Raw genomic sequence first — 25,336 nt, forward strand, 5'->3', positions numbered from 1 at the left:
ACCTGGGGAGGGTGCATGCCGCACAGCAGCACGGACGTGCCGGCGGCACGCGTGCCCGCGGCAGCCCCACCCGGCCCGGCGCCGACGCCCGATGCGACGGCGCCGCCCGAGCCGGTCACACCGTCCGATCTCGACATCTGCCTGCGGGTACTGGCCGCCGCCAGGCGCGGCGACCTGGACGGGCCCGCGGCGCTGGCCGTCGAGCGGGCGGTCGCCGAGGCCCACCGCGGCGGCAAGAAGCGCCGCAAGGCCGACCGGTCGGCCCAGCGTGAGCAGATCGACCGGGAACTGCTGGCCACGGCCAGCCGCTACCGCGAGGAGATCCCGCACGCCGCGGCGGCGCACCGCCCGCTGCCCCACGGCGGCGGGAGCACCCACCCCGAACCCGCGCGGGCGCTGCTGCACCGCCCACGCCGCTGCTACGTGTGCAAGGAGCCGTTCCGGCAGGTCGACGGCGACTACCACCAGCTGTGCCCGGCGTGCGCCGAGCACAACCGCGCGCGCCGCGACGCCCGCTGCGACCTCACCGGCCGCCGCGCCGTGGTCACCGGCGGCCGCGTCAAGATCGGGTTTCACATCGCGCTGAAGCTGCTGCGCGACGGCGCGGACGTGCTGGTCACCACCCGGTTCCCGCGGGACGCGGCCCGCCGCTTCGCCGCGCTGCCCGACGCCGCCGACTGGTCGCACCGGCTGCACGTGCACGGGGCCGACTTCCTCGACCTGGCCGGGGTGCTCGGCCTGGTCGACGCGGTCACGGCTCGCTGGGACCACCTCGACATCCTGGTCAACAACGCCGCGCAGACCCTGCACCGGCCCGCGGCGTACCACCGCGAGGTGCGGGCGGCCGAGCTGCTCCCGCTGACCGGCCCGGCCGCCGGGATCGGCACGACGGCGGCCCGCCACCGGCCGGACACCGCCGTGGTGCTGCCCGAACTGGCCCAGGCGCTGTTCCCGGCCGGGCACACCGACGAGACCGGCCAGCCGCTGGACCTGCGCGAGGTCAACAGCTGGACGCTGCACGCCCACGACGTCAGCCCGCGCGAATGGCTGGAGGTGCACGTCGTCAACGCCTTCGTGCCCTTCCTGCTGACCTCCCGGCTGCGCCCACTGCTGGCCGCCGCACCCCACCCGGTGCGGCACGTGGTGCAGGTGTCGGCGATGGAGGGCAGTTTCTCCCGGGAGAACAAGACCCAGCGCCACCCGCACACCAACATGGCCAAGGCGTCGCTGAACATGCTGACCCGGACGCTGGCCGACGACTACCACCGCGCCGGCATCCTGATGAACAGCGTGGACACCGGCTGGGTGACCGACGAGCGGCCGCACCCGGACAAGCAGGCCCAGCGCGAGGCCGGCTTCCGGCCGCCGCTGGACGTGATCGACGGCGCGGCCCGGGTGTACGACCCGATCGTGCGCGCCGAGGCCGGCGACCCGGTGCACGGAGCGTTCCTCAAGGACTACCGGCAGGTGGCATGGTGACCGAGCACGAGACCCCCGCGAACCCGGTGCGCTGCCCGGCGATCAGCCGCCCGGAGGCGGGGCTGGCCGACCCGGCGGACTTCGACGCCCTGCTGACCCGGCTCGCCGACCCGGCCGGGGTCGCCGCGGCGGAGGACTTCCCACGCGGCACGCTGCAACCCGACGGCCGCCTGGACCTGTGCAAGCAAGGGCTCGGCCCGCAGGTCGCGGCCCGGGTGGTGCAGGCCGCCGTGCGCTTCCCGCACGCCACCCACCTGCTGCTGGGCACCAACGGCCTGGGCAGCGACGGGGCCCGCGCGGTCGCCGACGCGCTCGCGCCCGGCCACCACGTGCAGACCGTCTACCTGGGCTGCAACCGCATCGACGCGGACGGCGCGGGCGCGCTCGCCGACCGGCTCGCCGACGACACGACGGTGCGGGCGCTGTGGCTCAAGCGCAACCCGATCGGCGACGGCGGCGTGGCCCGGCTGTGCGCGGCCCTGGCCGCCAACACCACGCTGCGCACCCTGGACCTGGTCAACACCGGCCTCACCCGGCGCGGGCTGCAGGCCCTGGCCGAGGTGCTGGCGCACCGGTCCATCCCGCTGGAGCGGCTGTTCCTCGGCGGCAACGGGCTGGCCCGCGACGCCGTGCCCGCACTGTCGGCGATCGTGCGCGACGGCCGGGTACGCGAGCTCTACCTGGCCGCGAACCATCTCGGCGACGAGGGCGCGGCCGCGCTGGGCGAGGCCGTCGAGGGCCTGCCGATGACGCTGGGCCTGGGCGGCAACGGCCTCACCCCGGCCGGGGTCGGCGCGCTGGCGGCGCGGCTGGGCGCGTGGACCGCGCTGGACCTGGCCCGGCCGCCGTCGGAGCGGGCGCTGGGCGCGCAGCCCAACACGGTCGGCGACGCCGGGGCAGCGGCCCTGGCCGCGGCGCTGCCCGCAAGCCGGCTACGGCGGCTGGACCTGCGCTTCACCGGTATCACCGGGCGCGGCGCGAAGCTGCTGCTGGCCGCCCTGAACGACGACATGCCGCTGCGCTACCTGGGCATCAACCACGGCGTGCCGCGCCGGCTGCGGCGGCTGGCCGCGGCGACCCTGGGCCCGGCCGAGCAGCCCCACCCCGACATCAGCGCGATCGCGAGCGTGTACCGGTGACCGACCCCGAACTGACCGTCTGGCAGCGGGTGCGCCGCTACGCGGTGCCACCCAGCATGATCGCCGAATGCACGGACCGGCGGCTCGCCGGCGACTGGCGGGCAGCCTGTGCCGCGGGTCGGGTCGACACCGACGTCGACCTCGCCGAGCTGGCCCGCGCCCACGGGGCCGAGGCCGCCGAGCGGATCGAAGCCGACCTGACCAGGTTCGCGCCCGATCTGCTGCGCTGGCACCTGCCGCGGGCGCTGGGCGGGCGCACCAGCCTGGCCACCGGCCTCACCTTCACCCTCGCGCCCGACCTGGGCAAGGTCGGCCAGGACACCGTGGCGCTGCAGGTCGAGCTGCCCAAGACCGTCGACGGCTCGCAGCGGCTGCGGCTCACCGCGGCGCCGCTGGGCAAGGCGCCCGGCCCGGAACTGCCCGGCTACCTGTGGCAGGCCGACGAGGCCGCGGGGCTGCGGCAGGCGTACGGCGGCGACGCGTCCCGGCTGCCCTTCCTCACCCCCGACGGCGTGCCGGTGCCGTTCGCCGACTTCGCCACGGCCACCGGCGACGGCGCGCCGTCACGGGCCGAGCGCTCCGCCGCCCGGCTCGCCGCCGACCAGCTCGTCGAGGCCTGGCACGAGGCCGGGCTGGCGCTCGACGAGACGCTGCCCGCCTCCCGGTACAGCCACTACAAGGTGACCCGCGAGCAGGTGACCGGGCACCGGATGCACCTGGTCGCGCTCGCCCCCGCGGTCCGCCTGCTCGCCCGGCGGTACGCCGCCGAGGGCGTGGTGCTCAACGCGGACTGGCGGCTGCGTTTCCTGCTCACCCCGGACGGCGACACGGTGCGGGTCCGGATGCTCGGCGAGGACGAGCGCCGCAGCGACCTGCCGGTGCTGGCCGAGCCGGTGTACCGCGTACCCCCGGATCTGGAACTGCTGTACCGCGGCCTGATCGCGCCCGCGGACCTGCACCCGCTGGTGCGCGCGGCGCTGTTCCCGGACGCGCCGGGCGGCGTCGCGGCGGCGCGCGGCCCGGCGTTCGGGCCGGTGCGGGTGCGCTGCCGGGGGCAGTGGCACCGGATCGACAACGCCGGCGGGCGGCTCGTCCCGCTCGACCACACGCCGCAGGAGGTGCAGCGCGAGCAGGCGCTGCGGGCCCTCGGCGGCAAGGTGGCCGGCTGCTTCGCCGCCCAGCAGGGCTGGACCGACGGTAGGACTCCGCTGCCCCGGGCGCTGCGGCAGCAGCGGCGCGAGCTGATGCAGACCATCCTGCACGGCGACACGGACGCGCTGCTGGCGCTGCTCGACGCGGGCCTGGACCCGCATGTGCGCGACGGCCGCGGGTCGACGCTGCTGCACCTGCTGCGCTGCCTGGACCACGAGGTGCTGCTGCCCAGGCTGCTGGCCGCGGGCCTGCCCGTCGACGCCCGCGACCACCGCCGGCGAACCCCGCTGCACGTCGCGGTGGGCTGGGTGGGCACACCCGCGCTGGTGCTGGCGCTGCTGCAGGCGGGTGCGGACCCGAAGGCCGAGGACGACAACGGCACCTCGGTCACGGACCTGGTCGAGTACAAGGGCTTCGAGTACTACGAGCAGGAGAGCGGCGAGGGTCACGGCGACCTCAAGCTGATCTCGCAGTACATCCAGGAGCGCACGTGAGCGAGCGCAGCCGGACAACCACGGGCGGCGTGGCCGCGCGTGACGAGCGAAGCGAGGAGCACGCGTGAGCGAGGCTTTGCGGACGGCGGACGAGCTGATCGCGGCGACGCGGGCATGGCGCAGCGAGCCGGTCGCCGACCCTCGGGTGGAGGCGCTGGCGCTGGCGGTGTCGGCGAACCTGCCGGTGCTGCTGTGGGGTGAGCCGGGCATCGGCAAGTCCGCGTCGCTGCAGCAGCTCGCGGCCGGGCTGGGCGTGCCGCTGGAGACGGTGATCGCCAGCGTGCACGAACCCTCGGACTTCTCCGGCCTGCCCATCGTCGGCGACGATCCGGCGGCCGACGGGGTGCCGATGGCCCCGCCGGACTGGGCGGTGCGGCTCGCCCGCAGCGGGCAGGGCCTGCTTTTCTTCGACGAGCTGTCGTCGGCGCCGCCCGCGGTGCAGGCGGCGCTGCTGCGGGTGGTGCTGGAGCGCCGGGTCGGCAGCCTGGAGCTGCCCGCGTCGATCCGCATCGTCGCCGCGGCGAACCCGCCGGCCAGCGCCGCCGACGGCTGGCACCTGAGCCCGCCGCTGGCCAACCGGTTCGTGCACCTGCACTGGACGCACGACCCGCGGGTGGTGGCCCGCGGCCTGGCCGGCACCTGGCCCGCGATCACGGTGCCCGTGGTCCATTCCGGACGGATGGCGGGCGCGGTGGCCCGCGCCCGGGGCACGGTCGCGGGTTTCCTGACCGCCCGGCCGGGCCTGGTGCACCACCTGCCCGGCGACGCCGACAGCCGCGGCGGGGCGTGGCCGTCGCCGCGCAGCTGGGAGATGGCGCTGCGGCTGCTGGCGTTCCACCTGGCCACCGACACCGGCCGGGACGCGCTGACCACCGCGCTGGTCGGCGCGGTGGGCGACGGCGCGGGCCTGGAGTTCAGCACGTACCTGGAGGAGCTGGACCTGCCCGATCCGGAGCGGGTGCTGGCCGACCCGAAGGCGTTCGCGCTGCCCGAGCGGGGCGACCGGCAGCTGGCGTTCCTCACCGCGGTGGTGTCGGCGGTGCAGGCTCGCACCACCCACCAGCGCTGGGACGCGGGCTGGGTGGTGCTGGCCAAGGCGGTCGACGCCGGGGTGCCCGACGTCGCCGCGCGGGCCGCGCTGGACCTGGCCGCGCTGCGCGACACCGACTGGCCGGTGCCGCCCGCCATCGACGCCTTCGTCGAGGTGCTGAGCCTGTCCGGCATGCTCCCGGCCGCACGATGACCACCGTCCCTCCGGCGGACCCGCCCGCGGCGGGCCCGGGCCGACGGCCGGAACCGGTTGTGCCCGCGGCGGAGGACCCTTCCTCGGCGGATGCCGGTCGGCCGCCGGAGCCGGGCGTGCCCGCGGCAGGGGACCCGCCCGTGCGGGCACGGCGGCCACTCGACCGGGCGAAGCTGCTGGCTGCCCGGTTCCGGGCCGCCGGGGACCGGCCCTACCTGGCCACCGCGCTGTACAGCCTGACCGTGGTGCCCAGCGACCGGGTTCCGACGATGGGCGTGGACCGGCACTGGCGCTGCTACGTCTCCCCCGCGTTCGTCGACGACACGCCGGTCGAGCAGCTCGCCGGGGTGTGGATCCACGAGGTGGCGCACCTGCTGCGCGACCACCACGGCCGAGCCGACCGGCTGACCGCCGACCAGCGCGCCGACCATTACCGGGTCAACCTCGCCCAGGACTGCGAGATCAACGACGACCTGGTCGCCGACGGGCTGCCGCTGCCCGAGGGGCGCATCCACCCGTCGCTGTACGGCCTGCCCACCGGCCGGCTGTTCGAGCAGTACCTGCCCGCACTACCCGCCTCCCCCCGCTGCCGCGGCCGCTGCGCCGCAGCCGCCACCGGCGCCGCCGCGGGGGCCGGTGGCGCGGTCGGCGACGCGGGTGATGCCTGCGACTGCCCGCCCGTCGAGTGCGGCTCGGGCGCGCACGGCCACCAGTCCCCGTGGGACCTGCCCGAGGCGGGCGCCTCGGCGGTGCGCGGGGTGGAGGCCGACGCGATCCGGCGACAGACAGCCCAGGCGGTGCGGGCCCACGCGCGGGGCCGCGGCACGGTGCCCGCGGGCTGGCAGCGCTGGGCCGAGCAGGTCCTCGAACCCACGATCGACTGGCGGCAGGCCCTGGCCGGGGCGGTGCGCGAGGCGGCGGCCTGGGCGGGCGGCGCGGTCGACTACACCTATCGGCGGCCGTCGCGGCGCGGTGCGGCGCTGCCGGGCATCGTGCTGCCGAGCCTGCGGCGGCCGCTGCCGCGGGTGGCGATCGTGATCGATACCTCCGGCTCGATGTCCGACGACGACCTGGCCGCGGTGCTGGCCGAGGTCGGCGGGGTGCTGCGGGCGGTAGGCGTACGCGGCAACCGCGTCGCCGTGCTGGCCTGCGACGCCGACGTGCACGCCGCGCGGCGGGTGTCCACGGTCGGCGAGGTGGTGCTGGCCGGCGGCGGGGGCACCGACATGCGGGTCGGCATCAGCGCGGCGCTGGCCGTGCCGGAGCCGCCGCACTTCGTGATCGTGCTGACCGACGGGTACACGCCGTGGCCGGAGGCGGCCCTGTCGCGCACCCGGATCATCGCCGGTCTGGTCGGCGCGGACGCGCCCCAGCCTCCATCCTGGATCGAGGCCATCCCGATAATCATGACTTCAGGCAAAACGTGAGCTGCGTCCGGCAAAGGGTGCTTTGGTAATACCCAGAAGATCTTCGGATCTCGGGGAAGGAAAAGCAGCCATGGGTACGTCTCTTCGGCGTGCGGCCCTGTCCGCAGCCATCGGCGTCGCCGCCGCGACGCTGGTCTCGCCGTCGGTGGCGCTCGCCGCGGCCGACGTCACGGTCAACCCGTCCGCGGTCGCCCCGGGCGGCGCGTTCACGCTCGCCGCGTACTGCGGCGCGGGCGCGTCCTCCGCGTCGGTCAGCGGCACCACGATCGGCGGGCCGTCCGAGATCACGCTCAACCCGTACACCGAGGGTGGGCCGGGTGCGTTCAACGCCGAGCTCACCGTGCCGTCGACGACCCTGCCGGGCACGTACCAGCTCAACGTCACCTGCAGCGACGGCGAGACCGGCGCCGGCACGCTGGTCGTCTCGCCGACCGGCGCGCCGGCGGGCGGCGGCGGGTCCACCTCCGACGGCCCCAGCCGGGCTCTGCTCGGCGCGGGCTCCGGCCTGCTGGCCGTGTCCGCCCTGGGCGGTCTGGTGATGCTGGTCCGGAGCCGGAGGTACCGTGGCCACCACTGCGCCTGACCCGGCACCCCAGGCCGCTCCCGAACCCGAGGTCCTGTCCGCGGCCGAACTCCTGCCGGGCCGCGGCCGCCACCGCGGCGCGCGACGCACCGGGCGCAGGACGGTCCTGCTGCTGGCCGGCGCGGCGCTGGCCGGAATCGGGCTGATCGCCGCCGCGTTCCTGATCACCCCCGCCGGGCCGCCGCAACCCGCCGACGACGCCTCGGGGCGCTACCAGCTCGTCGACACCGACCGGCGGCCCGACGCGCGCGGCATTCGGCCGCTGGACCGGTCCGCGCCGGTACGGGTGAAGATCCCGTCGATCAAGGTGGACGCGGTCGTGGTCACCGTCGGCACCAACCTCGACGGCAGCCTGCAGGTGCCCGAGCTCAAACACCCCGACCTCACCGGCTGGTACCGCTACGGCCCCAGCCCGGGCGAGCGCGGCAACGCCGTCATCGTCGGCCACGTCGACACCCGCACCAGCGGCCCTGCCGTGTTCTTCCAACTGGGCTCCCTCAAACCCGGCACGAAGATCGAGGTCCAGCGCCTGGACGGCTCACTCGCCACCTTCACCGTCGACGTCGTCAAATCCTTCCCCAAGGAGGACTTCCCCGCCCACCGCGTCTACGGCTCCACCGACGACATGGGCCTGCGCCTGGTCACCTGCGGCCCGCCCTACGACCGCACCGACCGCAACTACCTCAACAACATCGTCGTCTTCGCCACCCTCACCAAAACCCGCCCCGCCCGCTCCCCGGGGTGAGCGCTTTCGGGTTGATCATGAACTTATGGCACGGCTCGACGGCGTGTCCCTGCCACAACTTCATGATCACCGCGGCGGCGGCGGGGCGGCAGGGCGGGGCGGGACCGAGCGGTCAGTCCGGGACGCCCCAGGTGAAGCGGTGGACGTGGATGCCGAAGTACGGGAAGGACTCGATCGCGGCCACGCCGGGGACCGGGCGGATGCGGTCGTTGATCAGGGTGGACAGGTCGGCCATGGTGGCGCAGACGACCTCGGCGAACAGATCGAACGAGCCGGCGGTGGCGACCAGGTAGACCACGGCGTCCAGCTCGCCGAGCGCGGCGGCCACGGCCGCGGCGTCATCGTCGACGCGGATGCCCAGCAGCGCCATCACCGGCCGGCCGGTCTTCAGCGGGTCGGTGACCGCGGCGATCTGCATGACCCCCGCGTCGGTGAGCCGCTGGATGCGCTGACGTACGGCCGGACCGCTCAGCCCGACCTCCTGCCCCAGGTCGGTGTACGACGCCCGCCCGTCCACCTGCAGCCGCCGGATCAGCGCCTTGTCGGTCGCGTCGAGCTCCATCAGCCGACCAGCTCCGCGACGGCCTGCTCGAACACCTCGGAGTGCCGGGCGACGTCGGCGTCGGAGGTGTCGGGGCACATCAGCGCCATGTTGTGGAACGGCGTCATGAGAATGCCGCGGTTGAGCGTGTACAGGTGCATGTACTCGTCGAGCAGGTCGTCGGCGGCCGCCGCGGACTGCCCGCCGGTACGCGGCGCGGGGCTGGTGAACCGGTACTCCGCGCGCGCCCCGAGCTGCGTGACCGACCACGGCACGGCAGCGGTCTCCAGGATGCGCCGCACGTCCTCGGTGTAGTCGCCGGCGAGCCGGATCATGTGCGCGAACGCCTCGTCGGTGAGCACCTCGTCGAGCGTGGCCCGCATCGCGGCCAGCGACAGCGCGTTGCCGGCCAGGGTGCCGCCCACGCCGCCGACGTCGACGATGTCCGCGCCGCCCGTGGCGGTGATCCGGTGCACCCGGTCGGCGATCTCTGCGGTTAGGCCGTACGCCCCGCACGGGATGCCGCCGCCGAGCGACTTGCCGATCACGAACACGTCCGGGCGCAGCCCGTCGCGGGCGGTCATGCCGCCCGGACCGGCCGAGACCGTGTGCGTCTCGTCGATCATCAGCAGCGCGCCGTACCTGGTCGCCAGCTCCCGCAGCCCGTCCAGGAAGCCCGGTTCGGGCAGCACGATGCCGATGTTGGTCAGGGCGGGCTCGGTGAGGATGGCCGCCACGTCGCCGTGGGCGAGTTCGCGCTCGACGGCGGCGAGGTCGTTCCACTCGGCGACGCGGGTGGTCTGCGTCGGGTCGACGGCGGGGGCGACGTTGCCGGGGCGGCTGCGCGGCTGCCCGTCGGGTCCGAGCACGATGAAGGTCTCGTCGACGGAGCCGTGGTAGCAGTACGAGAAGACGAGCAGTTTCGGCCGGCCGGTGACCAGGCGGGCCAGCCGGGCCGCCCAGCGGTTCGCGTCGGTGGCCGACAGCGTGAACGACCAGCGCGGCAGGCCGAAGCGGCGGGTGAGTTCCGCGCCGACCCATTCGGCGTCCTCGGTGGGCAGCATGGTGGTGATGCCACCGTCGACCGCGATGCGCCGGTGGACGGCGGCCACCGTGGCCCGGGGGCTGTGCCCCGCCATGGCGCCGGTGTCGCCGAGCGCGAAGTCGAGGTAGGTGTGGCCGTCCACATCGGTGATCTTGTTGCCGTGCGCGGTGGCGTACGCGAGCGGGAAGCCGCCGGACCACTTGCTCATCCACGTCATCGGCACCCGGCCGAACAGGTGCTCGGCCCGCTCGTGCACGCGCAGCGACTCGGGGTGCCCGGCGCGGTAGGCGTCGCGTTCCCGGTCCACCAGGGCGCTCACCCGACTACGATCAAGGGTGGTCATGCGCGCACCGTAACACGAATTCTAAAGCGATCGAGCGCCTAAGCTTTGAAATCTGAAACCCGCGTTAAGAAGGTGCCCTTCCTCTACACATAGCGATGTGAAGGTGCCCTTCCTTGCTCTGGCTCGGGGCTGTTGCAATCTGGCTAGGAGCTGTCCTGCTTCGCGGGGCCTTCGGTCAGGGCAGGAGGTTGGCCAGTTCGACGCGCGAGCGGACGGCGAGTTTGGCGAAGATGTTGCCGAGGTGGTGCTCGACCGTGCGCGGGCTCAGGAACAGCTGGGCCGCGATCTCGCGGTTGGTGGCGCCCTGGGCGGCCAGCCGGGCGATCTGGCGTTGCTGCGGGGTGAGTTCGCCGTCGGGCTCGGCGAGCCGGGGGCGGGCGGATTCGCCGGTCGCGCGCAGTTCCGCGCGGGTCCAGTCGGCCCAGCGGACGGCGTGCAGGCGTTCGAAGGACTCCAGCGCGCTGCGCAGCTCGGTGCGGGCCTCGGCGCGTTTGCGGCGGCGGCGCAGCAGTGAGCCGTAGAGCAGTTCGGTGCGGGCCCGCTCGAACGCGCGGTCGCCCAGGGCGTGCAGCTCCAGGGCTGCCCGGAAGTGCTCCTCGGCCTGGCCGCCCTCGCTGAGCAGGGCCCGGCAGCGCGCGGCGAGCGCCAGGTTGTCGGGGCTGCTGGTGCTGTCGGCCCACGGCTCGAACGTGGTGAACGCGGCCCGCGCCGCCTCGGTCGCCCCGGTGCGCACCGCGGCCTCCACGTAGGTCGGCACCGACAGCGCCGCCACCGCCATGTGCCCCTGGCCGGGCCCGGCTCGGGCCAGCCCGCGCAGGCGGCCGGCGGCGTCGGCGTGGCGGCCCAGGGACAGGTCGAGGAAGGCCAGCGCCCAGGTGCTGAGGGCGGCGGGCAGGCCCAGCCCGTACAGGCCGGCCCGGTCCAGTGCGGTGCGGGCGCGCAGCCGGCAGGTCTGCTCGTCGCCGTGGATCGCGTCGAGCATGGCCAGCGCGGCCAGGTGGTGGCAGGCCCCGTTGCCCTGACCGGTCTCGGTCGCGGCGCGCAGGCCCTCCAGGGCGTTGGCCGTCGCGGCGGCGTGCCGCCCGGTCCAGAACTCGGCGTACGCGCTGAACTCCAGCGCCTTGGGCACCATGGTCAGCGCGCCCCGTCCGCGGGCCATCGCGACGGCGCGGGCGGCCATCACCCGGCCCTGGGCGTTGTCGCCGAGGATCAGCGCGGCGATGCTGGCCCAGATCAGCGCGGACGGATCGTCGATGCGCGGGGCGCCCTCCAGCACCGCGCGCAGCGGGGCCAGCGCCGCGCCGAACCGGCCCAGGAAGATCGCCGACAGCGCCTCCAGGTAGTCCAGCATCACCGTGGCCTGCGGCGAGCAGCCCGCCCCGCGCAGCGGTGCCGCCATCGCCGCGGCCTGCAGGAAACGCCGATGGTCACCGGCGTAGACCCCTGCCTCGCCCGCCCGCATCATGGCCCGGATGGCCAGCTCCGGATCGATCGGGGCGAGCCGGTGCGCGGCGGTCAGCAGTGCCTCGTACGCCTCGGTGGCCCGGCCGTCGCGCAGGTCGATGTCGCCGCGCAGCAGCTCCAGCTCGCCGCGGGCCGCCGCGCCCGGGGCCACCGGCAGGGCGCGGTCGAGCAGGTCACGGGCGCGTGCGGAGCGGCCCGCGTGCCAGGCGTCGCGGGCCGCCGCGGCCAACCGCCGCGCCTTGGCCCCGTCGTCGCCGGTGCTCAGCTCGGCCGCGCGCTCGTAGGCCGCCGACGCGGTCGCGAACCCGCCGCGGTGGCGCGCGGACGCGGCCGCCGACTCCAGCTCCTCGGCCAGCTCGTGATCGGGGGCCAGGCCGGCGGCGGCCCGGTGCCAGGCCCGGCGCAGCGGATGGCGGGTGGCGTCCAGCAGCCGGGCCAGCAGCGCGTGCGCGGCGCGGCGGCGGGCCAGCGGCGCGGACTGGTAGATCGCGGCGCGCACCTGGGGATGGCGGAACGCCACGCCGGCCGGGCCGGCGCGCAGCAACCCGGCCGACTCGGCCGGTTCCAGCGCCGCCAGGTCGAGGCCGGCCTCGTCGGCGGCCCGGACCAGCAGGTTCGCGTCCATCTCGTCCTCGACCGCGGCGATCAGCAGCAGCTGCCAGGTCTGCTCCGGCAGGTGCCGGACCCGGCGCAGGAATGCGCGCTGCAGCCCGGCGCAGGGCGGCAGCGGCTCCGGCAGCGGGCACACCCCGCGTAGCTGGTCCGGTGTCAGCGCGGCGGCCAGCTCGGTGACGGCCTGGGGGTTGCCCGCCGCGGCGGCGGCCAGGCGCAGACGCACCCCCTCGGCCACGGCGACGGGCGCGACGTCGTCGACCAGCGCGGCGCAGGCCGTGTCGTCCAGTGCGAACAGCTCTAGGACGGGCAGGCCCGGCGGTGGGAGTTCGTCGTCGTCGCGGGAGGCCAGCAGGATGACGACCGCCTCGCCCGGCTCGGGGGCGCCGAGCCGCCGGGCGGCGAAGGCCAGCGCCTCGCGCGACGGCGGGTCGAGCAGGTCTGCGTCGTCCACGCAGACCAGCACCGGCCCGTCCCGCGCGAGCAGGACCAGCAGGGCGAGCAGCGCTGCGGGCAGCAGGCAGCCACGGCTGTCGGCCTCGCCGGCCTCGCCGTCGAGCACCCGGCGCAGCGCCTGCGCCTGCCGTGCGGGCAGTTCGGGCACCCGCCGGGCGACCGGCCGCAGCAGCCGGTGCAGGCCCGCGTAGGCCAGGCCCGCCTCCGCCTCGACTCCGCACCCGGGCAGCACCTGGAAGTCCGGGGCTTCGCCCATCGCGTACGCCAGCAGCGCGGTCTTGCCGAACCCAGGCTCGCCGCGCAGCAGCAGCGCCCCGCCGCACCCGGCTCGCGCGCCGTCCAACAAGGACGTCAGCGACAGCAGCGCGCTGTCGCGGCCGTGCAGCGGCGGGCTCGCGAGCGGGGTCACGTCCAGAAGTTACTCACAAGTTAACGTTCCGCGAAAGACCGATGCGTCGTTTCACGGATGCGAAGCACGCACGACATCACGCACGCTCTGTCCCACCCCACTCCATCGAGGAGGACAGATGCGAAAGTCAGCCGGTCTGCTCAGCTCGCTGTGCGCCGTACTCGCCATGGTCGTGGTCGCGCCGTCGCCCGCCCAGGCCGCCGAACGCGATCCGGTCATCTTCGTGCACGGCTACAAGGGCGGGGCCTGGAACTGGAACGACATGATCGCCGATTTCAAGGCCGACGGGTGGAGCGGCGGGCGGCTGTTCGCGATGTCGTACGACATCGCGCAGTCCAACAAGGCCACCGCCGCGCAGCTGCGCTCCCTGGTCGACTCGGTGCGCGCGCAGACCGGCGCGGCGAAGGTCGACATCGTGGCGCACTCCATGGGCAGCCTGAACTCCCGGTGGTACCTGAAGTTCCTCGGCGGCACATCGTACGTGGACCAGTGGGTGTCGCTCGGCGGGCCCAACCACGGCACCAACCTCACCCCGATCTGCTCATGGCTGATCACCTCCTGCGCGGAGATGGCCCCGTCCAGTTCCTTCCTGCGCGACCTCAACGCCGGCGACGAGACGCCGGGCGGGGTGCGCTACCAGACCTACTGGTCGAACTGCGACGAGTTCATCAACCCCGACGAGAGCACGATCCTGTCGGGCGCGACCAACACCAACGTGGGCTGCATCGAGCACGCCTGGCTGCTCGTCAGCGACCCCGTCTCCCAGAAGGTCCGCACCCTCCTCAAGTCCTGACCTGCCAGACGTTGGGAAGAGCGCCTTCTACATCGCATAGCGATCAGAAGGCGCCCTTCCTTCGTCCAGGGGCGGGTCAGAGGGCGGCGCGGTGGCGGGCCTGGGTGATGGACCAGGCGGCGTTGACCAGCCCGATGTGGCTGAACGCCTGTGGGAAGTTGCCCAGCAGCTCACCGGTGTGCGGGTCGATCTCCTCGGCGAGCAGGCCCACGTCGTTGGCGTACGCGGCGGCGCGTTCGAAGACCTCGGTGGCCCGGTTCACGCGGCCCGCCTCGGCCAGGGCCTGGGCCAGCCAGAAGGTGCACAGCAGGAAGGTGCCCTCCTCCCCGGCGAGGCCGTCCACACCACCGGAGGTGCGGTAGCGGTAGACCAGTCCCCGGTCGTCGGTGAGGCGGTCGGCGACGGCCTCGATGGTGGCGAGCATGCGCGGGTCGTCGGCGGGCAGGAAGCCCACGATCGGCATCATCAGGCACGACGCGTCGAGGTCCGTCGAGCCGAAGTACTGCGTGTACGCCCCGGCGGTCTCGCTCCAGCCGTCGCGCAGCACCCGCTCGCGCAGCTCGTCGCGGGCGGCGGTCCAGCCGGGCACGCGGTCCTGCGCCTGGAGCCGCTCGGCCAGCCTGATCGCCCGGTCCAGGGCCACCCAGCACATCACCTTCGAGTAGACGAAGTGCCGCGCCGGCCCGCGCACCTCCCAGATGCCCTGGTCGGTCTCGTGGCAGCGCACGGCCGCGGCGTCGGCCAGCGCCACCAGGAACGAGCGCATGTCGTCGTCCATCCCGGTGATCTTGTCGGCCAGCCGGTACGCCGCGCCGAGCAGCTCGCCGTACACGTCGATCTGCTGCTGGTTCCAGGCTCCGTTGCCGACCCGCACCGGCCGGCTGTCCCGCCAGCCGCGCAGGTGCGGCAGGGTGCGCTCGGACAGGTCGTGCTCGCCGCCCACCCCGAACATGATCTGCAGCGGGGTCTCCGGGCCGATCGCGGCGGCCGCGGCGGTGGTCATGAAGGCGAAGAAGTCGTCGGCCTCGTCGGGGCAGGCGGCGACCCACAGCGCCTCCATGGTGAAGCTCGCGTCGCGCACCCAGGAGTAGCGGTAGTCCCAGTTGCGCTCGCCGCCGACGCCCTCGGGCAGCGAGGTGGTCGCCGCGGCGACGATAGCCCCGCTGGGCCGGAAGGTCAGCCCCTGCAGCACCCGGCCGCTCTGGTGCACCAGGTCGCGCCACGGGCCCTCGTAGTTCTGGTGCGGCTTGGACCACGTCCGCCAGGCCTGCACGGTGTCGGCGAGCTGGTCGGCGAGCTCGTCCTGCGACCAGACCCGGGCCGGCTCCTGCTCCAGCGTCGAGCGGTGCAGCGCGAACCAGACCTCGTCGCCGACCCGCAGCGTCAGCCCGCCGTCGGCGTCGCAGTTGCGGGTGGGCAGGTCCACCGGGGTGGTCAGCACCAGCCACTCCGCGCCCCCGCGGGCGGTCAGCCCGCCCTCGACCGGGGACAGCAGCGGGCGCAGCAGGCCGTACTCGGGGCGCGGCTGGTAGCTGACGCGCACGTCGACCTCGCCGTCGCGGCAGCTCACCGAGCGGATCAACAGATGGGGGGCGTGCACTCCGAGATCGTGGCCGTGGCCGTGCTCGTTGGGCCCGGTCGCCAGCGCGTCGGTGACCGCGAGCGTGCCGGTCGGGGTGTGGAAGGTCGTCTCCAGCACGAGCGTGGAGTCCAGGTAGCGCCGGGTCGCGGTGTACGGCCCGGCCGGGGCGATGGACCAGTGCCCGGCCTCGTCGTCGAGCAGCCGGCCGAACACCGACGGGCTGTCGAACCGGGGGAAGCACAGCCAGTCCACCGAGCCGTCGCGGGTGACCAGCGCCGCGCTGTGGCAGTCCGACAGCAGGGCGTGGTCGGCGATCGGCACGCCGCTCATACGCGGGCGGCGATCAGGTCCGGGTCGACGCCCGCGGCCAGGCACTCGGCCACGGCCTCCTGGCGGGCGGACTCCCAGTGGCTGCGGCGGGCCGCGATGGCCGCCGCGATCGCGGCCAGCTCGCGCACCGAGCGGGAGTCGGCGTCGGAGGGCGGGTTGCTGCGGGCGGCGTCGAAGGCGCCTTCGATCGCGGCCGGGGCGGCGTCGGCCAGCTCCGCGATCTCGTCGAGCTCCCACTCGTGGTGCACGACCAGGTTGGCCGCGTACAGGTTGCGGTTGGCCGCCACCACGTCCAGGTGGTAGCTGCTGAAGCGCACCATGTCGGTCGCCTTGTGCACCCGGGTCAGCGGGTCGGTCGGCAGCATCAGCTCGGCTTCGCGCAGGTGGCGCACGGCCGTGGCGCGGGCCTCCGACAGCAGGTCGCGCAGCTCGCTGGCCAGCTGCTGGCGGTGCAGCAGCTCGTGCCCGGCGTCGTAGAGGTGCGGCGGGGTGGTCGACCATTCGGCGATCAGGCGCACCCGCCGCTCGTCGGCGCGGTGGCCGCAGATCACCTCGGCCAGGTCCTCGGTCGTCCAGTCCCGGTTGCCGTGCAGGTAGGCCGCCGCCTCGTCGCGGGCGCGCAGCGCCGTGCCGTAGGCCTGGCGGATGTCCGCGCTCACCGTGCACGCCTGCATCGCCCCGGATGTGGTGCCGAGCGCCTGCACCGCCCGTAGCTCCGAGCGGAGCCGGGAGACATTGATATGGGCCAGCGGGTCGCTGCCGACGCCCGCCCGCGTCGCGTCCATTCCTGCAGCGTACGCCGGTGCGCGCCGCATCGCGCCCGGTCGCGGCACGGGGGCCGGCGGAAGGAGAAACGTGCCGAGATGCGGCTGTACGTACGCGGTGCACGGTAACCGCTGCTTTTCGTTCCGGTCGCTCCCTGCCGCCCCATGGCAAAAATGAAGAAATATTTCAGTGTATGGATTGACTGCGTAGCTCTCCGCCGTCCATGATATTCGACAAACGTCGATGGGCCCATCGCCGATCTCCTGGTAAACACCCCCACCATGGAAGGAGACGGACAGTGGCTGCGCTCACCGGAACGATGTCGTGGTTCTGCTGCGGCAACTCCTGGGGCCCGTGCGGCACCGCCGGACACGGGGCCTGCGGCACCTGCAACAGCGGGAGCTACCAGCACGCCTGGCCGAACGCCTCGGCCGCCTGCTTCAACATCACCCGGCCCGACACCTGCGGCATCAGCATGACGCGACGCGGGTGCGGCTTCCGGCACTACACCACCAACCGGTGCAACGGAAAGCGCATCGGCACCACGATCGCCGACTGCGGTCCGCAGACCGACCTGTGGTGCGGCGAGCGCGCCTGCTGCGGCTCGGTGTGCGGCACCAACCGCATCGTCGACCTCACCCCGGCGGCGTACAGCCAGATCGCCAGCCTCTCCTCCGGCCTGCAGCCCTGCAGCGTCGACAGCGTGTGAGCGGAGGACCGAGATGACCGAGAACCTGGACCGCCGCCGCTTGCTCACCAACGCCGTCGTCGGCAGCGCCGCCCTGGCCGGCGCGACCGCGCTCGGCTCCCTGGCGCCCGAGGCCGCCTTCGCCGCGCCCGGCGAGCAGGCGGTCGAACCCGGCGCGCCCGACCCCAACTTCGCGGAGGGCCGCATCACCGGCATCAGCGCCGGGATGCTGTTCGTCACCGGCTCCGACCTGGCGCTGTGGCGCATCCGGATCACCGGCGGCACCAGCATCTGGAAACTGCGCCCCACCACTTTCGACCAGGTCGCCGTCGGCGACGGCCTGTACGCCCGCGGCCTGCGCCTGCCCGACGGCACCCTCGCCGCCGACTCCGTGTGGGTCAACATCGTCAACGTGCACGCCCACATCGCGGCCATCGGCCGCAACCTGCTGCACCTGGACCACAAGGGCAAGCGCATCGTCGGACACCTGGTGCCCGGCACGTCCGCGGCCCGCTACAACAACACCCCCGCCGTGTCGGACATGTCGATGCTGCGCGTCGGCAAGCACGTCCAGGTCATCGGCGCCTGGGTGCCCGACACCAACGAGGTCGAGATCGCCACGGTGTACGCGGCCGCCTGACCCCGCGGCGCCGGCCGGGACCCCGGCCGGCGCCACCCGACCCGGGCGGACGCCCCCGACCCCCGAGCGTCCGCCCGCCCCCGACGACACCCTTCGACACCCCGGAGGATCGATGATCTCGTGGATCGCGCCGCTGCAGCCGCTGCTGCTCGGCATCGTGCTGCTCTGGTCGGCCCGGCTGAAACTGCTCTCCCCGCACGCCGCCGCGGCTGCCGGGCGCAGCGCACTGGCCAAGCTCGTCGGCGACACCCGCGCGCTGCCCGCGTACCGGCTGGTCGGCGCGGGGGAAGCGGCACTCGCGCTGGTCCTGCTGGCCCCACCCGCGCTGCCCGCCGAGGCGCTGGCCGCCGCCGCGCTGTCGCTCGGCTTCACCGGCTACCTGGCGTACGCCCGCGTCGCCGCACCCGACTCGTCGTGCGGCTGCCTGTCCGCGACCCGTACCCCGGTGCGGTGGCGTTCCTTCGCCCGCACCGGTGCCCTACTGGCCGCCAGCATGCTCGCGCTGCCCGCGGCCGGGAGCTGGTTCGACGTGCTGCGAGGCCGACCGCTGCCCGCCGCCGCACTGCTGCTGGCCGAGACGGCCCTGCTGGTCGTCCTCTCCCCCGAGCTCGACCGCCACTGGCTCGACCGGCTGCGCCAGCTCAAGGTCCAGGTGACCCGGCCGCTGCCGGCGGGCGGCTTCGACGTGCCGCTGGACTCCACGGTGGAGCAGCTGCACCGCAGCCCCGTGTGGCGGGAGACTGCCGCACTGCTCACCTCCGACCTGCGCGAACACTGGGACGACGACGACTGGCGCATCCTCGTCTTCACCGCCCGCCACCACGGCCAGGAGGTCGCCGCGGTCTACGCCGTCCCCCGCCTGCGCTACCAGCCCGCCGCGGTACGGGTCGTCCTGGTCGACGAACCCACCGGCCAGGTCCTGCTCACCCTGGAGTCCCCTCCCGACTCCCCCGAGCCGGACTGGGTCCTCCCCTCCCCGGCGGCCGCCGCGGCCTGACCCGGCGGCTCGCCGCGCCGGGCGAAGATCGCTGTTTCGTGTCAAGATCTGCGGCCTGACCTCAGGTTTTGACACGAAACAGCGATCTTCGCCCGCACACAGGCCGGCGGGCGGCGTGGAATCCGGTTTCCCGGAGAGTGGGCTAGTGGGGGCGTGGCGGGTTTCGGTGGTGTGAACTGTAGGGACGAGCGCAGCGTCGGGCTCCTGCGGCGACCACCCCCGCCGCCACACCGCGTCGCGCTCCCCACCCCGAGTCGCGTACGCCGCGACCTCCGGGAGTCACCGTGCTCGCTACCGTCCCCCCGCTCCACGCCTCCGCCCTGCGTCACGCCACCACGGCGCTGACCGCGGCCGCACCGCTGCTGGCCGGGCGCGGCAGGCGAACGGCCGAGACGTGGCCGGGCCTGCCCGAGCTGCCCGCCGCCTGGCTGGCCGATCCGGACAGCCGGATCAGCACCCCGACCCAGCGCTTCACGGCCTACCGGCGCGGCGCCACCGAGATCCAGCTGCACTCCGTGCTCGGCTTCGACGAGGACACCCTGGAGCGGCAGATCGCCCGGATCAACCTCGGCCCGCACCGGGTACGGGTCAGCGCCGGCACCACCTGGCGCGGCTTCGAAGCCCGCTGGGCCTGCGACGACGTCGCACACCGGCTGGTCTGCCGGGGGCCTCAGCGCCTCGCCGACTTCCTCGACCTGCTCCTCGGCCTCGACTGGGACTGACCTCCGCCCGATGTCCCACCGGCCTGCGATCATGTCCGGCGTGAACGACGTGACGGCAGAGCCGGCCGGATCCGTGCGGGTGCCCGGCGAACCCGGCGTCGACGACCATCCGCAGCTGCTGACCGGGCCCGGCCGCCCGCCGCTGGTGCTGGTGCGCCGGGACACCGAGCTCACGGTGTACCACCTCGGCCGGCTGCGCGCCGGCGACCGGACGCCCGCCGCCGTGTTCCCCGCCCCCTGGCCCCGCGACGTGGGTGGAGTCCTCGCGGTGAGCCCCGACCTTGCCTTCGCCGTCTTCCCCGGGCTGCACACCGTCCAGGCCGTCGAACCGAGCGGGCGCCTTCGCTGGGAGGTCCGGCATTCCTGCTGGGGAAGCTTCTGCCTGGCCCACCACGTGTCGTATGCGGAGTACGCCGAAGACCCCGAGCACCGCTACCCCGACAGCGGTTCGAGCTGGATCAGCGCCGACGGCACGACGGTGTGGGCGCACGTCAGCGGCCCGCTGCCCGGCGACGACCTGTCTGAGGAGCACGACCGGTGGCACGGCCACGAAACCTGGCTGGTGCTCGCCGCCGCCGACGGCCGCGTCCTGGCCCGCGCGCGGACCGGCACCGCCGCGGCGGGCTCGCACCACGTCCCCCACCCCGACCCGGCGGCGATGGGCCTGGGCGTCGGCGAGGGCCAGGACGGCTCCCCGCTGCTCTGGGGACGGCTGCATGAAGGCGTCCTCGACGTACACCACCTGTCCGACGGCAAACAGGTCCTGATCGGCGCGTCGCCCGACGGGCACACGTTCGTCAGCATCGGCCACGCCGACCCCGACGAGCTGACCGTGCACCGGTACCCCGACGGCACGGTCCTCGGCACCCTGTTCGCAGGCTTGCCACCGCACGGCGATCCGGCGGACACCGCCCAAGACCACCTGTGCTGGGATCTCATGCATCACGGCTTTGTCGACGATCGCGTCATGGTGGCGTCCACCAGCCGCAGCCACGGCGACGAGCCGGTACGGCACTGGCTCGTCGACGTCACCACGCTGGGCAGCGAAGGCATCAGCTACCCGCACCACGTGCGGGACCACCCGCTGGGCATCGGCGGCGGGCGCTGGGTGACCCTGGACGGGTTCGACCTGCACGTGTGGCGGCGCGCCCCGTCCCGGTGACTCAGTCGAACAGGCGGCCCAGGTGGGAGCCCTGCCCGAAGGCGAGCACGTGCGCCTGGTCCAGCGGCATCCAGGACAGGTCGAAGCGGATGGGGTCGTGTGCGCCGTCGCCGGTCTCGTACGCCGTCCAGCGTTCGGGCACCTCGTCGGCGTCGACGGCGAGTTCGTAGAAGTGGCGCACGTGCACGGCGTCGACCGAGGGGCGGGCGTCGTACTCGCCGACGCCCAGGTAGCGGACCAGGCGCAGGCCGGGAAGTTCGGTCTCCTCGTACGCCTCGCGCAGCACCGCGTCCTCGGGCAGCTCACCGGGCTTGACCGTGCCCGCGGGCACCTGGAGACCCGCCAGCGCGAGGGTGTCGTGGTCGCCGTGCGCGAACACCACCACCCTCCCGTCGCGCACGATGTAGGCCACGACCTTGGTGATCCGCCTCATCAGAAGAACACCCTGGTCACCGTCTCGGCGACGCAGCAGGGTTTGTCGGAGCGATCGGTCTCGACCGTCATCCGCGCGGTGACCTGCACCCCGCCGGTGACCTCCTCGACGGAGACGAGCTGCGCCGACAGCCGCACCGACGCCCCGACCGGCACCGGCGCGGGGAAGCGCACCTTGTTCAGCCCGTAGTTGACCACCATGCGCGCGCCCTCGAACCGGTACAGGTCGCGCACCAGCAGCGGCAGCAACGACAGGGTGAGGTATCCGTGCGCGATGGTCCCGCCGAACGGCCCGGTCGCGGCGCGCGCCGGGTCGGTGTGGATCCACTGGTCGTCGCCGGTCGCGTCGGCGAACGTGTCGACCCGGGACTGCTCGACCGGGTGCCAGGGGCCCGGTCCGATGCTCTGCCCGACGGCGTCGGTCAGCTCGGCGGCGGAACTGAACACTTTCACGGCGTACCTCCGGATCACGGCTGGACCAGCAGATCGTAGAGCGCCGCGACCTTACCCGGACGTGGAGACGGGCTGCCCGCGCCGTCGGGCAGCCCGTCGAGGGCGGATCACGGCCCGAAGGGAGAGAGCCGTGATCCGGTGTTCGTCACGGCGTGGTGCAGGTGAAGCCGCTCGCCGTGCTGCTGTCGCCGTTGGGACGGCTGATCTGGAACCCGAAGGTGGTGCTCTGGCCGGGTGCGAGGTTGCCGTTGTAGGCGGCGTTCTTCGCGGTGCCGGTCCCGCCGCTGGTGGTGATCACGCCGTTCCACTGGCCGACGAGCGCGTGGCCGGACGGCAGCGTGAACGTGACGGTCCAGCTGGTGATCGCCGACGTGCCGGTGTTGGTGACGGTGACGGGCTGGATGACGTAGCCGCCGGTCCACTGGGTCTGCACGGTCGCGGTGACCGAGCAGCCGCCGCCGGTGCCGCCGCCGGTCGTGGTGACCGTGACGGTGTTGGACACCGCGGAGACGTTGCCGGCCGCGTCACGGGCGCGGACCTGGTAGCGGTACGCCGTGTTGGCGGTCAGCCCGGTGTTGCTGAACGACGTCGTGGTCGACGTGCCGACCTGCGCGAACGTGCCACCGGAGGTGCCGGGGGCGCGCAGGATGTCGTACCCGGTGACCCCGACGTTGTCGGTCGAGGCGGTCCAGGACAGGTTGGTGCTGCTCGACGTCGTGCCCGCCGCGGCCAGGCTGGTCGGCGCGGTCGGGGCCTGGGTGTCGCCGGTGCCGCCGCTCGTGGTGACCGTGACGGTGTTCGACACCGCCGAGGTGTTCCCGGCCGCGTCCCGCGCCCGGACCTGGTAGCGGTACGCCGTGCTCGCCGTCAGGCCGGTGTCCCCGAACGACGCCGTCGTCGACGTGCCGACCTGCGCGAACGTGCCACCGGAGGTGCCGGGGGCGCGCAGGATGTCGTATCCGGACACGCCCACGTTGTCGGTCGAGGCGGTCCAGGACAGGTTCACGCTGCTCGACGTGACGCCCGAGGATGCGAGGTTGCTCGGTGTCGTCGGGGCCTGGGTGTCGTTGTTCGGGCTGCCGCCCAGTGCCGTGTTGATCGCGGTGTACGCGGGCTTGACGGCGTAGTTGTTGTCGTACGGCAGCGCGAAGCCCTCGCTGGGGAACGTGTCCGGGACCCAGGAGTACTTGTCGGTGAAGCCCCAGATGGTGATGCCGGCACACGCCGTCACCGCGAGGCAGGCGTTGACCACGTTGGTGTAGTACTGCGCCTGGGTGGTGTCCTTGGCCGCGGTGCGCGGGGTCTGGATGCGGATGTCCAGCTCGGTGATGCGCACCTGCACGCCCAGCGCCGCGAAGCGCGCCATGTTCTGCTGCAGGTCGCTCGGGAAGCCGTACTGCGTGGCCAGGTGGGCCTGGAACCCGACGCAGTCGACCGGCACGTTCTGCGCCCGCAGCGACTGGACCAGGTTGTACATCGCCGTGCTCTTGGCGTTGATGCCCTCGACGTTGTAGTCGTTGATGCACAGCCTGGCGTCCGGGTCGGCGGCGCGGGCGTAGCGGAACGCGTCGGCGATGAAGCTCTGGCCCAGCGTGTTGTACCAGAAGCTGGACCGGAAGCCGCCGTTCTCGTCGAACACCTCGTTCACGACGTCCCACGACTGCACGGCGGTGTTGCTGGCGTACCGGCCGACCAGGGTCGTGATGTGGTCCTGCATCGCGGTGCGCATCGCAGTCGCGCCCAGGCTCTGCACCCAGCTGGGCGTCTGGCTGTGCCAGACCAGGGTGTGCCCGTGCACGATCTGGTTGTTGGCGACCGCGAAGTTGACGATCTGGTCCGCGCCGCTGTAGTTCCAGCTGTTGTCCGAGGGCTCGGTGGCGTCCCATTTCATCGCGTTCTCGGCGGTGATCTGGTTGAACTCGGTCTGCGCAATGGTGCGGTACGCGGCCTCGTTGGCCAGCGGGCTGGTGGCCCCGGCGAAGCCGATGAACTTGCCCTTGGCCGCGGCCAGGGTGCGCAGCGGCGTCGCGGCGCTGGCCGGCGTTGCCGACAGCACCGGCAGGAACGCCGACACCAGCGCCAGGACGGCGAGCGAGGTGATACGGCGGCGTGCTCTGTGGACGGAGACGCGTGGGGGCGTCATGGGTGTCCTCCTCGTGATGGCGGAGCGTCAATGCGGTGCCCCGGAGTGCCTCTCCCGCGTGGTACGGAAGGCGTCTGGTCCGGGCAGGGGACGCCGGCGGTGGAGGACACTCGTTACAGGACACGGCGAACATCAATGGAAGCGCTCCCAATCCTGCGCTCCACCATCGCCGTAAGTCAATAACTTCCGGAAACTATCGGTTGATCAGGAGCGCGGCGGCGCGGTGCTGTCCCGTACCACCAGCTCGGTGGCCAGCTCGATGCGCGGGCTCTCGATCTTCTCGCGCTGGGCCAGGCGCAGCACGGTGCGCGCGGCGACCATGCCCATCTCCGCCAGGGGCTGCCGGACGGTCGTCAGCGGCGGGGACGACCAGCGCACCTCGGGCAGGTCGTCGAAGCCGACGACGCTGACGTCGTCGGCCACGCGCAGGCCGCGGCGGCGGATCGCCTCGTACACGCCCAGGGCCATCTGGTCGCTGGAGGCGAAGATGGCGGTGGGCGGGTCGGCCTGCGCCAGCAGCTGGGTGCCGCCCGCGTAGCCCGACTCGTGGTAGAAGTCGCCCTGGTAGAACAGGCCGTCATCGACGGGCAGCCCGGCCGACTCCAGGCCGGCCCGGAACCCGTCGAGCCGGGCCCGGCTGCACATCAGGCGCGGCGGCCCGGCGATGAAGCCGATCCGGGTGTGGCCGAGGCCGATCAGGTATTCGGTGGCGCGCAGGCCGCCGGCCCAGTTCGTCGCCCCGATGGTCGGAGCGTCCATCGTCGACACCCCCGCCGGATCGACGATGACCACGGGGATGTTGAGGCGGCGCAGCTCGGCCTGCAGCGGCGGCTCCAGGGCCGAGGCCACGAAGATGACGCCCTCGGTCGCGCGGGCGCGCATGTTGTCCATCCACTGCTTCGCCGAGGCGGAACGGCGGTGGATGGCCGAGACCACGGTGCCGATGCCGGCGGCGTGGGCGACGTCCTCGACGCCGCGGATGATCTCGACGGCCCAGGGGCTGTCGAGGTCGTTGAAGACGAGGTCGATCAGTCCGGAACTGGTGCGCATGCTGGCCGGGCGGCGGCGGTAGCCGTGGCGGGTGAGCAGTTCCTCGACGCGTTCGCGGGTCTGCGGGGAGACGTCGGAGCGGCCGTTGATGACGCGCGAGACCGTCGGCACGGACACCCCGGCCAGGCGCGCGATCGCGGCAATGGTGATCTTGCGGGTCTCTTCCGCAGCCACGGGCAGCTCCTTCGTCACCGCTTCAGCCTACGACCGGAAAGTTTCGGCGCGGCAGAGCGTACCCGGGGCACGCTCCCGCCGTCACTCCCCCGCTCCGGTCGCAGGAAGTTGCGGAAATATACCGGAAGAACCCGGCCCGCCGTCAACCCTTGACGCTGCCGGCGAGGCCGCCGATGAGTTGTCGTTCGGCGATGGCGTAGAAGCCGAGGGCGGGGATCATGGAGAGTACGACGTAGGCGAGGACTCGGGCGGTGTCGTCGGCGTATTGGCCTT

The 25,336-nt window shown here is 73.6% G+C and carries 22 protein-coding genes; 13 read left to right on the top strand and 9 right to left on the bottom strand.

The window, feature by feature from the left end; genetic code table 11:
* The first annotated feature begins 15 nt into the window (after nt 1-15).
* The 7 genes from F6W97_RS13260 to F6W97_RS13290 all read left to right on the top strand — a co-directional run bounded on the left by F6W97_RS13260 (nt 16) and on the right by F6W97_RS13290 (nt 8,262).
* Nucleotides 16-1,479, top strand: a complete 1,464-nt coding sequence (locus F6W97_RS13260) for an SDR family NAD(P)-dependent oxidoreductase (RefSeq protein WP_155370565.1) — start codon at nt 16-18, stop codon at nt 1,477-1,479.
* Nucleotides 1,476-2,618 (top strand): leucine-rich repeat domain-containing protein, encoded by a 1,143-nt coding sequence (locus F6W97_RS13265; RefSeq protein WP_230686639.1) that lies wholly within the window; start codon nt 1,476-1,478, stop codon nt 2,616-2,618. Before F6W97_RS13260 ends, F6W97_RS13265 begins: the two co-directional genes overlap by 4 nt.
* On the top strand, nt 2,615-4,264 hold the full coding sequence (locus F6W97_RS13270) for an ankyrin repeat domain-containing protein (RefSeq protein WP_155370567.1): 1,650 nt from the start codon (nt 2,615-2,617) through the stop codon (nt 4,262-4,264). The genes F6W97_RS13265 and F6W97_RS13270 overlap by 4 nt, the downstream gene beginning before the upstream one ends.
* A 64-nt stretch (nt 4,265-4,328) precedes the next feature.
* A complete protein-coding gene (locus tag F6W97_RS13275; protein WP_155370568.1) occupies nt 4,329-5,507 on the top strand; it encodes an AAA family ATPase in 1,179 nt (392 codons plus the stop codon).
* Between the two features lie 116 nt (nt 5,508-5,623).
* Nucleotides 5,624-6,934: a vWA domain-containing protein gene (locus F6W97_RS13280; RefSeq protein ID WP_230686640.1), complete on the top strand. Its 1,311-nt coding sequence runs from the start codon at nt 5,624-5,626 to the stop codon at nt 6,932-6,934.
* A 70-nt stretch (nt 6,935-7,004) separates the two neighbouring features.
* Nucleotides 7,005-7,517 carry a hypothetical protein gene (locus F6W97_RS13285; protein ID WP_155370570.1) on the top strand — a complete coding sequence of 171 codons (513 nt, stop codon included), beginning with the start codon at nt 7,005-7,007 and terminating at the stop codon, nt 7,515-7,517.
* A complete protein-coding gene (locus tag F6W97_RS13290; RefSeq protein ID WP_230686641.1) occupies nt 7,498-8,262 on the top strand; it encodes a class F sortase in 765 nt (254 codons plus the stop codon). The genes F6W97_RS13285 and F6W97_RS13290 overlap by 20 nt, the downstream gene beginning before the upstream one ends.
* A gap of 112 nt (nt 8,263-8,374) precedes the next feature.
* Here F6W97_RS13290 and F6W97_RS13295 read toward each other — a convergent pair whose 3' ends face one another.
* The 3 genes from F6W97_RS13295 to F6W97_RS13305 all read right to left on the bottom strand — a co-directional run bounded on the left by F6W97_RS13295 (nt 8,375) and on the right by F6W97_RS13305 (nt 13,132).
* Nucleotides 8,375-8,824 (bottom strand): Lrp/AsnC family transcriptional regulator, encoded by a 450-nt coding sequence (locus F6W97_RS13295; protein WP_155370571.1) that lies wholly within the window; start codon nt 8,822-8,824, stop codon nt 8,375-8,377.
* On the bottom strand, nt 8,824-10,191 hold the full coding sequence (locus F6W97_RS13300; protein ID WP_155370572.1) for a transaminase: 1,368 nt from the start codon (nt 10,189-10,191) through the stop codon (nt 8,824-8,826). Before F6W97_RS13300 ends, F6W97_RS13295 begins: the two co-directional genes overlap by 1 nt.
* Before the next feature lie 175 nt (nt 10,192-10,366).
* Nucleotides 10,367-13,132: a helix-turn-helix transcriptional regulator gene (locus F6W97_RS13305; protein WP_230686642.1), complete on the bottom strand. Its 2,766-nt coding sequence runs from the start codon at nt 13,130-13,132 to the stop codon at nt 10,367-10,369.
* A 118-nt stretch (nt 13,133-13,250) separates the two neighbouring features.
* Here F6W97_RS13305 and F6W97_RS13310 point away from each other — a divergent pair, with 118 nt between their 5' ends.
* Entirely contained in the window at nt 13,251-13,925 is a 675-nt protein-coding gene (locus F6W97_RS13310) for an esterase/lipase family protein (RefSeq protein ID WP_155370573.1), read from the top strand.
* Between the two features lie 76 nt (nt 13,926-14,001).
* On the opposite strand, the gene F6W97_RS13315 is transcribed toward F6W97_RS13310, so the two are convergent.
* Together F6W97_RS13315 and F6W97_RS13320 are read right to left on the bottom strand one after the other, a co-directional pair.
* Entirely contained in the window at nt 14,002-15,837 is a 1,836-nt protein-coding gene (locus F6W97_RS13315; RefSeq protein ID WP_155370574.1) for a glycoside hydrolase family 15 protein, read from the bottom strand.
* Entirely contained in the window at nt 15,834-16,622 is a 789-nt protein-coding gene (locus tag F6W97_RS13320) for a hypothetical protein (RefSeq protein ID WP_155370575.1), read from the bottom strand. The genes F6W97_RS13315 and F6W97_RS13320 overlap by 4 nt, the downstream gene beginning before the upstream one ends.
* Before the next feature lie 278 nt (nt 16,623-16,900).
* Here F6W97_RS13320 and F6W97_RS13325 point away from each other — a divergent pair, with 278 nt between their 5' ends.
* From F6W97_RS13325 to F6W97_RS13345, 5 genes are all read left to right on the top strand, one after another.
* Nucleotides 16,901-17,311, top strand: a complete 411-nt coding sequence (locus F6W97_RS13325) for a septal ring lytic transglycosylase RlpA family protein (protein ID WP_230686643.1) — start codon at nt 16,901-16,903, stop codon at nt 17,309-17,311.
* 13 nt (nt 17,312-17,324) lie between these two features.
* Nucleotides 17,325-17,930: a cell wall protein gene (locus tag F6W97_RS13330; protein WP_155370576.1), complete on the top strand. Its 606-nt coding sequence runs from the start codon at nt 17,325-17,327 to the stop codon at nt 17,928-17,930.
* A gap of 112 nt (nt 17,931-18,042) precedes the next feature.
* Nucleotides 18,043-18,927, top strand: a complete 885-nt coding sequence (locus tag F6W97_RS13335) for a MauE/DoxX family redox-associated membrane protein (protein WP_155370577.1) — start codon at nt 18,043-18,045, stop codon at nt 18,925-18,927.
* A 284-nt stretch (nt 18,928-19,211) separates the two neighbouring features.
* Nucleotides 19,212-19,649 carry a hypothetical protein gene (locus tag F6W97_RS13340; RefSeq protein ID WP_155370578.1) on the top strand — a complete coding sequence of 146 codons (438 nt, stop codon included), beginning with the start codon at nt 19,212-19,214 and terminating at the stop codon, nt 19,647-19,649.
* A gap of 40 nt (nt 19,650-19,689) precedes the next feature.
* On the top strand, nt 19,690-20,811 hold the full coding sequence (locus tag F6W97_RS13345) for a hypothetical protein (protein WP_155370579.1): 1,122 nt from the start codon (nt 19,690-19,692) through the stop codon (nt 20,809-20,811).
* A gap of 1 nt (nt 20,812) precedes the next feature.
* Here F6W97_RS13345 and F6W97_RS13350 read toward each other — a convergent pair whose 3' ends face one another.
* The 4 genes from F6W97_RS13350 to F6W97_RS13365 all read right to left on the bottom strand — a co-directional run bounded on the left by F6W97_RS13350 (nt 20,813) and on the right by F6W97_RS13365 (nt 25,063).
* Entirely contained in the window at nt 20,813-21,244 is a 432-nt protein-coding gene (locus F6W97_RS13350; RefSeq protein ID WP_155370580.1) for an NUDIX hydrolase, read from the bottom strand.
* The gene (locus F6W97_RS13355; RefSeq protein WP_155370581.1) at nt 21,244-21,696 is read right to left on the bottom strand and encodes a MaoC family dehydratase; all 453 of its coding nucleotides are present in this window, start codon (nt 21,694-21,696) and stop codon (nt 21,244-21,246) included. Before F6W97_RS13355 ends, F6W97_RS13350 begins: the two co-directional genes overlap by 1 nt.
* A gap of 145 nt (nt 21,697-21,841) precedes the next feature.
* A complete protein-coding gene (locus F6W97_RS13360) occupies nt 21,842-23,839 on the bottom strand; it encodes an endo-1,4-beta-xylanase (protein ID WP_155370582.1) in 1,998 nt (665 codons plus the stop codon).
* Nucleotides 23,840-24,043: 204 nt separating this feature from the next.
* The gene (locus tag F6W97_RS13365; protein WP_155370583.1) at nt 24,044-25,063 is read right to left on the bottom strand and encodes a LacI family DNA-binding transcriptional regulator; all 1,020 of its coding nucleotides are present in this window, start codon (nt 25,061-25,063) and stop codon (nt 24,044-24,046) included.
* Nucleotides 25,064-25,336: the final 273 nt, after the last annotated feature.

Origin of the sequence: Catellatospora vulcania (assembly GCF_009720385.1) — a bacterium.
In the GTDB taxonomy this organism is placed as follows: Bacteria; Actinomycetota; Actinomycetes; order Mycobacteriales; family Micromonosporaceae; genus Catellatospora; species Catellatospora vulcania.